Origin of the sequence: Flavobacterium algicola (assembly GCF_022399565.1) — a bacterium.
Taxonomy (GTDB): Bacteria; Bacteroidota; Bacteroidia; order Flavobacteriales; family Flavobacteriaceae; genus Flavobacterium; species Flavobacterium algicola.
The window spans coordinates 647,508-659,545 of the sequence record NZ_JAJTUT010000001.1; the positions used below are offsets into that span (position 1 = coordinate 647,508).

Annotated in this window: 12 protein-coding genes; 3 read left to right on the forward strand and 9 right to left on the reverse strand. The window is 33.9% G+C overall.

The features are described from left to right. Positions 1 to 36: 36 nt before the first annotated feature. From murD to mraZ, 7 genes are read right to left on the reverse strand one after another with little or no spacing between them, the layout of a single operon-like run. Positions 37 to 1,368 (reverse strand): UDP-N-acetylmuramoyl-L-alanine--D-glutamate ligase, encoded by a 1,332-nt coding sequence (gene murD / locus LXH21_RS02770; protein WP_239862568.1) that lies wholly within the window; start codon positions 1,366 to 1,368, stop codon positions 37 to 39. 1 nt (position 1,369) lies between these two features. After that, entirely contained in the window at positions 1,370 to 2,602 is a 1,233-nt protein-coding gene (gene mraY, locus LXH21_RS02775; RefSeq protein ID WP_239862570.1) for a phospho-N-acetylmuramoyl-pentapeptide-transferase, read from the reverse strand. 33 nt (positions 2,603 to 2,635) lie between these two features. Then, the gene (locus LXH21_RS02780) at positions 2,636 to 4,102 is read right to left on the reverse strand and encodes a UDP-N-acetylmuramoyl-L-alanyl-D-glutamate--2,6-diaminopimelate ligase (RefSeq protein WP_239862572.1); all 1,467 of its coding nucleotides are present in this window, start codon (positions 4,100 to 4,102) and stop codon (positions 2,636 to 2,638) included. Between the two features lie 42 nt (positions 4,103 to 4,144). After that, positions 4,145 to 6,148 carry a penicillin-binding protein gene (locus LXH21_RS02785; RefSeq protein ID WP_239862574.1) on the reverse strand — a complete coding sequence of 668 codons (2,004 nt, stop codon included), beginning with the start codon at positions 6,146 to 6,148 and terminating at the stop codon, positions 4,145 to 4,147. Continuing rightward, on the reverse strand, positions 6,142 to 6,486 hold the full coding sequence (locus LXH21_RS02790; RefSeq protein ID WP_239862576.1) for an FtsL-like putative cell division protein: 345 nt from the start codon (positions 6,484 to 6,486) through the stop codon (positions 6,142 to 6,144). The genes LXH21_RS02785 and LXH21_RS02790 overlap by 7 nt, the downstream gene beginning before the upstream one ends. Positions 6,487 to 6,494: 8 nt before the next feature. Further along, a complete protein-coding gene (gene rsmH, locus LXH21_RS02795; protein WP_239862578.1) occupies positions 6,495 to 7,403 on the reverse strand; it encodes a 16S rRNA (cytosine(1402)-N(4))-methyltransferase RsmH in 909 nt (302 codons plus the stop codon). Then, a complete protein-coding gene (gene mraZ, locus LXH21_RS02800) occupies positions 7,378 to 7,851 on the reverse strand; it encodes a division/cell wall cluster transcriptional repressor MraZ (protein WP_239863648.1) in 474 nt (157 codons plus the stop codon). Before mraZ ends, rsmH begins: the two co-directional genes overlap by 26 nt. 376 nt (positions 7,852 to 8,227) lie before the next feature. Between mraZ and LXH21_RS02805 the strand changes: the two genes are divergently transcribed. After that, positions 8,228 to 8,992, forward strand: a complete 765-nt coding sequence (locus LXH21_RS02805) for an alpha/beta fold hydrolase (protein ID WP_239862579.1) — start codon at positions 8,228 to 8,230, stop codon at positions 8,990 to 8,992. 46 nt (positions 8,993 to 9,038) lie between these two features. Next, the gene (gene yihA / locus LXH21_RS02810) at positions 9,039 to 9,647 is read left to right on the forward strand and encodes a ribosome biogenesis GTP-binding protein YihA/YsxC (protein WP_239862581.1); all 609 of its coding nucleotides are present in this window, start codon (positions 9,039 to 9,041) and stop codon (positions 9,645 to 9,647) included. 75 nt (positions 9,648 to 9,722) lie between these two features. Here yihA and gldC read toward each other — a convergent pair whose 3' ends face one another. Both gldC and gldB read right to left on the reverse strand, forming a co-directional pair. Then, positions 9,723 to 10,067, reverse strand: coding sequence for a gliding motility protein GldC (gene gldC / locus LXH21_RS02815; protein WP_239862583.1), 345 nt, complete (start codon positions 10,065 to 10,067; stop codon positions 9,723 to 9,725). Beyond that, positions 10,067 to 11,023 (reverse strand): gliding motility lipoprotein GldB, encoded by a 957-nt coding sequence (gene gldB, locus LXH21_RS02820; RefSeq protein ID WP_239862585.1) that lies wholly within the window; start codon positions 11,021 to 11,023, stop codon positions 10,067 to 10,069. Before gldB ends, gldC begins: the two co-directional genes overlap by 1 nt. Before the next feature lie 99 nt (positions 11,024 to 11,122). On the opposite strand from gldB, the gene nadE reads away from it, so the two are divergent. Then, positions 11,123 to 11,923 (forward strand): NAD(+) synthase, encoded by an 801-nt coding sequence (nadE, locus tag LXH21_RS02825; protein WP_239862587.1) that lies wholly within the window; start codon positions 11,123 to 11,125, stop codon positions 11,921 to 11,923. Positions 11,924 to 12,038 lie beyond the last annotated feature (115 nt).

Here is a 12,038-nt window from a genome sequence, read left to right on the forward strand (position 1 = left end):
TTTTTATTTTCTTTAACTGCTTTCTTACTATTCGAATTATAAATTCTGAACCGCTCTTTTAAATTGGTTCCCTCTATCTTCATAACTTTCAAATAAATCAAAACTAGCACATGCTGGTGAAAGTAATACTGTATCACCTTTCTCTGTTAATCGTTGAGCCATTTTTACAGCATCATTCATGTTGGTAACTTCTACCATCATATCAACGACATTACCAAAAGCATCAATTATTTTTTTATTATCCACCCCTAAACAAATAATTGCCTTCACTTTTTCGCGAACCAAAGACATTATTTCATTGTAATCGTTTCCTTTATCAACACCACCTACAATCCACACGGTTGGAGTTGTCATACTGTCTAAGGCAAAATAAACTGCATTTACATTTGTCGCTTTTGAATCATTAATGTATTGTACATTTTGTATTTTCAAAACTTTTTCTAAACGGTGTTCTACCCCTTGAAAATTAGACATACTCTCACGAATTGTCGCTTTACGTATTTGCAAAATATTTGCTACTGAACTAGATGCCATAGCATTTTTCATATTATGTTTACCCTCAAGAGCTATTGTTTCTGTTTCCATTTTGAACTCGTCTTGATTGATTCTTACTTCCATGTTGTTGTTTTGTATAAAGGCTCCTTCTTCAAATGTTTTCGTAAGTGAAAAAGGAATTAGTTTTGCTTTTGTTTTGTTGTTTTTTAACCAATTTGTTATTGCCTCATCATCGGCATCGTAAATCAGGTAATCTTCTTCTGTTTGATTCATAGTGATTCGAAACTTCGAAGCAATATAATTTTCATATTTATAATCATATCGATCTAAATGATCTGGACTGATATTGGTAATTATTGCAATATGTGGTTTGTAATTTATGATTCCGTCTAATTGAAAACTACTTAGTTCTAATACATAAGTATCATAATTTTCATTTGCCACTTGCCATGCAAAACTTTTTCCTATATTACCCCCTAATCCTACGTTTAGTCCTGCTGATTTTAGCAGATGATAGGTAAGCATTGTCGTAGTTGTTTTACCATTACTACCCGTTATTCCTATTGTAACTGCATCTGTAAAAGAGGTTGCAAACTCAATTTCTGAGATTACTGGTATTGCTTTTGCAATTAATTTTTTTATTATCGGCGCCTTATCCGGAATTCCTGGGCTCTTCATGACTACATCAGCATTGAGAATTAAATTTTCAGTATGCTTTTCATCTTCCCAAGCAATCTTATGATCAACAAGAACCTGTTTGTACTTCTCTTTTATTTTTCCAAAATCAGATACAAAAACATCGTATCCTTTCTTACTTCCTAAGATGGCAGTACCAACGCCACTTTCTCCTCCTCCTAAAACCACTAGTCTCATACTATCTTAGTTTTAATGTAACAATAGATAAGATGGCAAGCAAAATAGCTACAATCCAAAATCGTGTTACGATTTTACTTTCATGGTAACCTCTCTTTTGATAATGGTGATGAAGAGGTGACATTAAAAATATCCTACGTCCTTCACCAAATCGTTTCTTCGTATATTTAAAATAACTCACTTGCAAAATCACAGATAAATTTTCGACCAAGAAAATTCCGCATAACAGGGGAATCAACATTTCCTTTCGAACTGCAATAGCCAATACTGCAATGATTCCACCAATAGTCAAACTTCCTGTATCTCCCATAAACACAGATGCAGGATAAGAGTTGTACCATAAAAATCCAACTAGTGCCCCTACAAAGGCTGAAATAAAGACCGTCATTTCTCCTGAATTCGGGATATACATTATATTCAGATAATTCGAAAAAATAATGTTACCCGAAAGAAAGGTGAATATACCTAATGCGAGCACCGATATCGCCGAGGTTCCGGCAGCGAGACCATCTATACCATCGGTTAAGTTGGCTCCGTTTGAAACTGCTGTAATAATAAAAATGACTACAGGAATAAAAACCAACCAAGCCCACTTTTCATATCCTTCTCCAGTCCACGCTAATAGTTCGGCATAGTCAAACTCATTATTTTTAAAGAATGGAATAGTAGTTACTGTTGACTTCACTTCTTCAGGTGATTGGTAGATAACACTTTCTGTCGTATTAACTTTGAATACATCACTTGTGCTAGTATCGGTACGTACCACTACATCTGGGCTGAAGTACAAAACATAGCCTACAATTAAACCTAAACCTACCTGCCCAAAGACTTTAAAAACACCTTTTAAACCTTCTTTGTCTTTCTTGAAAATTTTAATATAATCATCTATAAAACCGATAGTTCCCATCCATAAAGTCGTTACAATAAGCAGTACGATATAGATGTTATGCAACTTTGCAAATAAGACAACTGGAACTAATGTTGCAAAGATTATAATCAATCCTCCCATCGTTGGTGTTCCTGCCTTTTCATTCTGTCCAGCCAGTCCTAGTTCCCTAACCGTCTCTCCTACTTGTTGATTCTGTAGAAAAAGAATTATTCTTTTACCGTAGATCGTAGATAAAAGCAGCGATAGAATAAAAGCCAGCGCAGATCTAAAAGTGATGTATTGAAAAACTCCCGTTCCAGATACATGCAAGGTTTTATTTAAATACTCAAAAAAATAGTATAACATAGTCTATTGGTTGAATGTGTGTTTATAATGCAATTATTTACCTAATTGCTCTAAAATTTCTATTACTGTCTTCATATCATCAAAATCATGGCGAACACCATTTACCTCCTGATACGTCTCATGCCCTTTACCTGCAATCAAAATAATATCATTTGATTGTGCAAGTTGACAAGCAGTTTTAATAGCTTGTTTTCTATCTGTAATCGTCAATAACTTTTTATAATTGTGAGGCGCTACTCCTTGCTCCATTTCATTAATAATTACATCAGGGTCTTCATTTCGAGGATTATCCGAAGTAAAAATTGCTTTATCACTTTTATCAGCGGCAATGTCACCCATTATAGGTCGTTTGGTTTTATCTCGATTACCGCCACAGCCAACTACTGTAATTAATTGTTCATTATTAGTACGGATATCATTGATGGTTTTTAAAACATTATCAAGTGCATCCGGAGTATGCGCATAATCTACAATCGCTGTTATATTGTCTTTTGAAACAATAAATTGAAAACGCCCTGAAACACTTTCTAAATCAGATAATAATCGAAGCGCTTCTAAACTATCCATTCCCAGCTCGACTGCTGTAGCATAAATCGCCAATAAGTTATAAGCATTAAAAGTTCCTATTAGTTTAACCCAAACTTCATTTTCATTGATTTTTAATAACAATCCTGACAATTGATTTTCTAAAATCTGCGCTCTGTAATTGGCATATGACTTTAGAGCGTAGGTACATTTTTTCGAAACGGTATTCTGCAACATTACAGCGCCATTTTTATCATCAATATTGGTTATTGAGAATGCTGTAGCGGGTAAATTATCAAAAAATGATTTTTTTACATCTCTATACTCTGCAAATGTTGGATGGTAGTCTAAATGATCATGAGACAGATTCGTAAATATGCCTCCTACAAAATGCAAAGCTTCTGTTCTCTTTTGATGAATTCCGTGAGAGCTTACCTCCATGAAACAATATTCAACACCCGCATCCTTCATTTCTGCTAAGTAGTGGTTGATTGTAATGGAGTCTGGTGTTGTATGTGTTGCTTTGTATTCTACTTGATCAACGACAATTTTTACTGTCGAAATTAATCCTACTTTGAAACCTGCCTTTTGGAATAATTGAAATAATAATGAAGCAATGGTTGTTTTCCCATTAGTTCCTGTAATTCCGATTAATTTTAAATCTTTTGATGGGTCTCCAAAATAATTTGCTGCTAAAAAAGCTAATGCTTTATTAGTATCTTTCACTTGCACATAAGTAACTCCGTTTTCAATATTTGCTGGTAGTGTATCGCAAACAATTGCGGTAGCACCTAATGCTATTGCTTTTGAAATAAAATCATGCCCGTTGGAAACCGTCCCGCGAATAGCTACAAAAAGATCATTGGCTTCTAATTTTCTAGAATCGAATTCCAATTTGTTTATCGCAATATCAGTCGAACCGGTAATCGATTCGATTGCTACTTTATATAATATGTCTTTTAATAATCTATTCATCTTAATCTCTTTATTTCTAGTATTTGATCTTTATGAGTCCAATTAAAGCAACTCTAATGTGATTTTTGTATTCTTCACAATATCTTGTCCCGCTTGTAAGGATTGATTCTTAACCTTCCCAATTCCTGTAGCGCTTACCTTTAAACCTAAATTTTCTAACAGGGCTATCGCATCCATTCCAGGCATTCCTTTTACATTTGGAATAACTTGTTGTTGTTTTTGAAGACTGACATAATAATTATTAAAGCTTTTATCTTGTTTAGCAATTTTTTTATTGATGTTCTTGATTTCGTTTGTAGACGGTACATCTGTAAAAATTTTCTGCGCTATACGTTTAAAGACGGGGCCAGCCACATCTGCTCCATAGTAATTATTCTTAGATGTATTTGGTTTGTGCACTACAACAATGCAAGAATATTTAGCATGCTCTGCCGGAAAAAAACCAACAAATGACGAGGCATAATATTTACCCGAACCTCCTGCTTTACCATAATTAACTTGAGCCGTTCCTGTTTTACCAGCCATCGAAAACTCTTTCGAATATAATTTTGAACCTGTTCCTTTTTTAACAACATTCTGTAAAACCGCCTTTAATTTTTTAATAGTTTCTGGCGAACAAATTCTAGGATTTATAACTTCAGTATCTATTTTTTTAATGGTTTTATTCCATTCCTTTATTTCTGAAACGAAATACGGCTTTACCATAACTCCATTATTAGCGACAGCATTATAAAAAGCCAAAGTCTGCATTGGTGTAACTGACACTCCGTAACCAAAGGCCATCCATGGCAGCGATATATTTGACCAACTCTTTTGACTAGGTTGCGGTATAAATGGTTTTCCTTCACCTTTAAAATCCATGTTTAGCCTTTTATTCAAACCATATGAATTCACATGGTTCACAAAACGTGATGGATTTTCATTGTATGCATCGTATACTGCCTGAACCATTACTGTGTTGGAGGAAAGCTCAAAACCTCTAGCTAACGAAATCTTACCGTAACCACCTTCGTGCGAATCTCTAACCGATTTACCCGAATACTTGATCACGCCCCCTTTAGTATCATAGACAGTACTTGTATCCGCCACTTTATCGTCTAACAAAGCCATCATATCAACAAGTTTAAAGGTCGAACCAGGTTCATGGGACTCTGCTACAGCATAATTTGTGGTTTCATAATAACTTCCATCAGCCGCTCTACCAAGGTTAGCAATAGCTCTTACAGCACCAGTTTCGGTTTCCATTACAACTACGCAACCGTGATCTGCTTCATATTCTTGCAACTGTTTCAACAAAGCATGATGTGCAATATCTTGGATGTATACATCGATTGTCGAAATAACATCGTATCCATCTTGAGGATCTACCTCATTTAAATCACGAATTGGTTTCCATTGCCCTTTTGCAATTTTTTGTTTGAGAATATTACCATCTTTACCGTTCAAAAAATCACGATATGCCCATTCTATTCCTTTTCCGTCATATGTTGATTCCCCTGTTTTTCTTTCATACCCAATTGTACGCTCCGCTATTTTCCCAATCGGATGTTCTCTAACAGTTTTCTGTTCTACTATAATTCCGCCTTTATAAGCTCCTAACTTGAATAATGGAAAACTTTTTATTCTAATGTAATCTGTATAACTTAAATCTCTAGAGATTAAATAGTACCTGTTATTATTCGCTCTAGCTCGTCGTAGTTCATTTTGGTAGTAATTACTTGTTTTACCCAACATCAACCCTAACGAATCTGATAACGAACCAATATATTTTTCAAAAGTTTCTGATTTTGGTGCTTTTGCATCAAAACGTATTTCGTAATTTGGAATAGAAGTCGCCAATAAACTACCATCTGCAGAATAGATATTTCCTTTATTAGCTGGAATGACAAAATTGCGAACTGTTCTTTCCTTAGCAAGTTGCCTGTAGTAATCCCCTTCAACCCACTGAATATTGGTCAACTTCACCGCTATAGCAACTGCCATCAAAAAGATAACAAAAGCTACTAGGTACATTCGATATGATATGTTTTTATCTTCTTCTACCATAATTTATTCAGGAAACCTTTTTCTTCTATTTTATTTACTTTAATCTTTACTGGAGGAACTGTCGAAGGAAAGATTTCTCTAACCTCCATCTTTTGGGATACAGTAGACTCCATTCGTAATTTCATTAATTGAGAACGTCTGTCTACAAATTCGGAGCGCAATTCCTTTACTTCATTTGTAAGAGCTGCTATTGCAAAAACTTTTTGCTCAAAACGCTGCGTATTGGCTATCATAAAAATCGCTAATACAATTATAAAAACGATAAAGCGCCAATTTTTCATCGCATCCTTATCGACAAGAAATTTAGCTTTTAACAGACTGTATACTCCGTTTTTCATTTTTATTATTATTTTTTCTCAGCAATTCTAAGCTTAGCAGAACGAGCTCTATTGTTTATTTTTATTTCATCTGCATTAGGAATAATTAATTTCCCAATCGTTTTAAAAGGAACAGAAAAATTTCCAAAAAAATCTTTTTCAGGCTCTCCTTCAAACATTCCGTTTTTCATAAATCGTTTTACCAATCTGTCTTCTAGAGAGTGATAAGATATAATACTCAATCGTCCCTCTGGTTTTAATATTTCTAAAGATTGCTCTAAAAATTCCTTTAGAACATCCATTTCCTGATTCACTTCGATACGAATGGCTTGATAAATCTGCGCTAAGATTTTGTTTTTAACCCTTTCTGGTAAGTACTTAGCCAAAATTTCTTTTAATTCATCAGTGGTTTTTATAGGCTGATGCTCTCTTGCTTCTATAATTGTTCTTGAAAGCGCAGGTGCATTTTTCAACTCTCCGTAATCATAGAAAACTCTCTTAAGATTGGCGTCATCATATTCATTGACAACTTTATACGCACTTAAATCATTTTTCTGACTCATTCTCATATCAAGATCAGCATCAAATCTTGTCGAAAATCCACGCTCGGGTACATCAAATTGATGAGAAGAAACACCTAAGTCTCCAAGAATTCCATCAATTTCCTTTGCCCCATAAAAACGCAAAAACCGTTTTATAAAACGGAAATTTTCATTTATCAGAACAAAACGACTATCATCTAATGCATTTGCTAATGCATCCTCGTCTTGATCAAAGGCAAACAGTTTTCCGTTTGGCCCTAGTCTGTTCAAAATTTCTCTTGAATGACCTCCACCTCCAAAAGTCACATCTACATAAACCCCATCTGGTTTGATATTCAATCCATCTATAGATTCATGGAGTAAAACTGGATTATGATATTCCATTGTCGTCGTCATTTAAATTACCCATTACATCCTCAGCCAAATCTGCAAAATCAATATCGTCACCGTTTATCGATTGTTCATACAAATCTTTATCCCAAATCTCCACAATATTAACTGCTGAAGAAAACACAACATCTTTAGCAATATTCGCAAAAGCCACCAAATCTTTGGGAACTAATAAACGTCCCAACGAATCAATCTCAACAATCTTCACACCTGCAGTAAAACGTCTGATGAAGTCATTATTTTTCTTTACAAAGCGATTAAGTTTATTGATTTTTGCCATCATCAAATTCCATTCTTCCATTGGATACAATTCCAAACAGGATTGAAAGACCGAACGCTTCAAAACAAAACCGTCTTGAAGTGAGGTAGTTAACTGCTTTTTCAAAGGCGCAGGTAACATTACCCTCCCTTTAGCATCAACTTTGCACTCATATGTTCCTACAATTGTATTCAAATTGGTTTTCTCTGTAATTGATTTAAGCAAAAATATAAAAAATTTTACCACATTTTACCACAAATTACCACTTTGTTGATAAGTTTACCCACAATACCACCCCAGCTCCTAATTTATATAGGCTCAACCAATTAGCCTTTGAAAAATCACGAGGTAAGAATATTCACAGGTCACTAATTTACTTTTAAATTATCATCAAGAAATTAACAATATCAACCTTTATTTGTTATTTTAAATTGCGCTAAAGTTTCGGTTTATCATAATTAAATAGAATAAAAATCTTTCAAAAAATAATCTAATCAAAAAAAAGCATCAAAAATTCATTTTTACTTATTAAATCCTATATTTGTGAAAATTGAAACCCGGACTAAACACAATGGAAAAATACTACAAGAAAGAAGGTAGATACAGCTACTATGAAGCCGGAGAAGGTACACCAATTGTAATCTTACACGGCCTTATGGGCGGATTAAGTAATTTTGATGCCGTTGCAAGCTACTTTTCTGAAAAAGGATATAAAATTGTCATTCCAGACTTACCTATATACACACAAAGCATACTTAAGACTAATGTAAAGAGCTTTGCTAAATACGTTAAAGATTTTATTACATTTAAAGGATTTGATAGAGTGATCTTACTTGGAAATTCTCTAGGTGGTCATATTGCCCTTTATCACACTAAGATGTATCCTGAAAAAGTCGCGGGACTTGTTATCACAGGTAGCTCTGGACTTTATGAAAGTGCAATGGGAGATAGTTATCCAAAAAGAGGTGATTATGAATACATCAAAAAGAAAGCGGAAGACGTTTTCTACGATCCAAAAGTAGCGACACCTGAATTAATTGACGAAGTTTATGCAACCGTAAATGACCGTATCAAACTAATCAAAACATTGACAATTGCAAAAAGCGCAATACGTCACAACATGGCAAAAGACCTACCAAAAATGCATGTGCAAACTTGTATAATTTGGGGGAAAAATGATAAAGTTACGCCTCCAGATGTAGCAAATGAATTCAAAAAATTATTACCCAATTCTACTTTGTATTGGATCGATAAATGTGGACATGCAGCTATGATGGAGCATCCACAAGAATTTAATAACGCTTTGGAAGACTGGCTTATCAAAACCAATATGTAAACGAAATAATAGCAAATATTAGCTTTGCTCATTAATACTATAAAGTATGAAAATCAATACTGCCGAATTTATAATTAGTAATTCTGATGCTGCAAAATGTCCAAAAGACTTTTTGCCAGAGTACGCATTTATAGGTAGATCCAATGTAGGGAAGTCATCATTAATAAACATGCTGACTAATCAAAAAAAATTAGCCAAAACCTCGGGAAGACCAGGGAAAACACAATTAATCAATCACTTCTTGATTAATAAAAATTGGTTTCTTGTCGATTTACCCGGTTATGGTTATGCAAAAGTTTCTAAGAAGACAAAATCTGTTTTCCAACAATTCATTACTGATTATTTTGAAAACAGAGAGCAATTGGTATGCGCTTTTGTGTTAATTGATATTCGCCATGAAGCACAAACAATCGATATCGAATTTATGTCTTACATGGGTGAAAGCGAGATACCTTTCTGTATCATATTTACTAAGGCTGATAAGATTAGCAAAGTAAAAATTGATTCTCATATCGCAGCATACAAAAAAAGTATGTTTGCAAATAACTGGGCAGAGATGCCAGAGTATTTTATTACCTCAGCCACTGAGAGCACCGGTAAAGACGAAGTATTACAATACATAGACGACGTAAACCAAGAAATGTTTAAACGATAATCTAATCTTACATTAAAAAACAGCTATAAAAAGAAACCCCAAAACATTGCATATGTTTTGGGGTTTCTTTTTAACTTATTCACCGGGCTTAGTCAATTCTAGTTTCTCAGCAAAATACTCGCAGAAATCTTTCATTGTCGCCGACATTTTTTCGTCACCTGTAGCACGATGAAAAGTGTCTGACATTGCAACTAATGTTTGATGAAAGAATATTTTCATCTCATCTACAGGCATATCTTTGGTCCATAAATCGATACGCATACTTTCTTTTGCTTTACTGTCCCAGATAGAAAGCATAATCGCTTTAGCTTCTTCGAGCTGAACTCCACCATCTTTGGCAGACCACATTAGTTTCTCAGGAACTTTATTTTCATCTAGCTCTACTAGAAAATTTATTTCAGATCTATTTTTATTCGACATTATTTCTTAGGTTTATATTTTGATTTTTCAAATAATTCTTTAGTGTTCATAGCTAGAAGTTGTTGCAGTGTAACATCATTATTTTCCATATAGGATCGTACAATTTGCCATCCTATCCAAGCTCCTACTCGACCTGGACTTTCATTATCTATCTCCAGATAAAATTTAGAGAATGGTGCTTTGTTTACAAACCTTGAAGCTAACTTGGGATCATCACTATACAACAATTGCTTCTCAATAAAATACTCCCACATATACTGCTCATTTTCTTGGCACCACAACAACTCTTCAGGAGTATACCCTATTTTTTCAGCATCTCTAACATCCGGGATCATTTTGTCTTTTAAATACAACTCTTTGCCATCATAAATCATTTTCGAAAGCAAACTTTTCTCTTGATTTGGTTTGACCTTATATCTAAAGAAGCTAGAAATAACATCAGGCATGATTTGATTGCTTTCAAAATTTTGTTTTATGTAATTTGGAAACTCATAGAAGCGATGCTCTTTACCTAGATACATTTCCAAGGCAACCACTACAATACTGTCGGCGTAAATTACCTTATTATTATAATCCATCTCCGAGATTACGGTAACTACTTTTGGCGTTTTTGTTTCTGGAAAATAATATTTTAAGTGCTTGAATAATTTTTCGAAATCTTCCTTTTCACTATCAAAATCAGGATACTTCTTCTGCACCTCCTTATACAAATCTCTCCATAAAGGATTTTCCATTTTTTCGATCCAAACAGAATTGTCATTACCAACTGGAAAAAACAATGGATAATCCTTTTTTAGCCCTTGTAAGTCAGCAGGATCAGATTCGAAGAAAGCTTTATCAAAACGATCCACTTTTATATTGACAGAAATTTCATCTATAGCTCTCTCAATACTGTTATTTTTATCACAAGAAATCAAAAAGAAGCATATAAGAATTGGAATACAATATAATTTCATTTTATTTTAATTAAATTTGTCACGAATAAACTACTATTTGTACTTCATTGCATTTATTTGCAAATATACGTATTCCTGCTTTTTAAAACTGAAACAATTATGACTAAAAAAAATACCATTCTAGTTGAGGAAGTAAACAATCACATTGTCAACTGGTTAAAAACTTACGCTTCAAATGCAAATGTTAACGGATTTGTTATCGGAATTTCAGGAGGAGTTGACTCTGCATTAACTTCAACTTTATGTGCGCAAACAGGGTTACAAGTATTGTGTGTAGAGATGCCAATACATCAACATAAAGATCATGTAAGCAGAGGTAGAGAACATATAGAACAGTTAAAAAAACGTTTCCCCAACGTATCAAATATAGAAACAGATTTAACACCTGTTTTTGAAAATTTCAAAAATCAAGTACCTACTGAATTTGACGATGCAAAATTACAACTTACACTAGCAAATACAAGAGCGAGATTACGCATGACCACTTTGTATTATCATGCAGGAGTGCATGGCTTACTAGTTGCAGGAACTGGAAATAAGGTGGAAGACTTTGGAGTTGGCTTTTATACAAAATATGGCGATGGTGGTGTTGATATTAGCCCTATCGCAGATTTAATGAAATCGGAAGTGTTCGCACTTGCTTCTTTCTTAAAAGTTCCAGACTCGATACTTAATGCGCAGCCATCAGATGGCTTATTTGGAGATGAAAAGACAGATGAACAACAATTAGGAGCAAGTTATGATGAATTAGAGTGGGCAATGCTTGCTGTCGAAAATAAACTAGCAACTGAAAATTTTTCAGATAGAGAAAAAAAGGTTTTTGAAATATACAGCCGTTTAAATAGAATTAACCAACATAAGATGAATTCGATTCCAGTTTGTAAAATCAACAATCTGTAGTCTATTTGTTTCAAAAACTTGTATTGTAAGTTTTTTTTCATTAACTTTATAAATATAACTAACACCCTCGCTTATAAACAAATATAAAAATTAATATAAATTAAATACCACAAAA

Excerpts from the sequence above, each read along its gene's own strand:
- murD (WP_239862568.1), bottom strand. The coding sequence starts at position 1,368 with ATGAGACTAGTGGTTTTAGGAGGAGGAGAAAGTGGCGTTGGTACTGCC.
- mraY (WP_239862570.1), bottom strand. The coding sequence starts at position 2,602 with ATGTTATACTATTTTTTTGAGTATTTAAATAAAACCTTGCATGTATCT.
- LXH21_RS02780 (WP_239862572.1), bottom strand. The coding sequence starts at position 4,102 with ATGAATAGATTATTAAAAGACATATTATATAAAGTAGCAATCGAATCG.
- LXH21_RS02785 (WP_239862574.1), bottom strand. The coding sequence starts at position 6,148 with ATGGTAGAAGAAGATAAAAACATATCATATCGAATGTACCTAGTAGCT.
- LXH21_RS02790 (WP_239862576.1), bottom strand. The coding sequence starts at position 6,486 with ATGAAAAACGGAGTATACAGTCTGTTAAAAGCTAAATTTCTTGTCGAT.
- rsmH (WP_239862578.1), bottom strand. The coding sequence starts at position 7,403 with ATGACGACGACAATGGAATATCATAATCCAGTTTTACTCCATGAATCT.
- LXH21_RS02805 (WP_239862579.1), top strand. The coding sequence starts at position 8,228 with ATGGAAAAATACTACAAGAAAGAAGGTAGATACAGCTACTATGAAGCC.
- yihA (WP_239862581.1), top strand. The coding sequence starts at position 9,039 with ATGAAAATCAATACTGCCGAATTTATAATTAGTAATTCTGATGCTGCA.
- gldC (WP_239862583.1), bottom strand. The coding sequence starts at position 10,067 with ATGTCGAATAAAAATAGATCTGAAATAAATTTTCTAGTAGAGCTAGAT.
- gldB (WP_239862585.1), bottom strand. The coding sequence starts at position 11,023 with ATGAAATTATATTGTATTCCAATTCTTATATGCTTCTTTTTGATTTCT.
- nadE (WP_239862587.1), top strand. The coding sequence starts at position 11,123 with ATGACTAAAAAAAATACCATTCTAGTTGAGGAAGTAAACAATCACATT.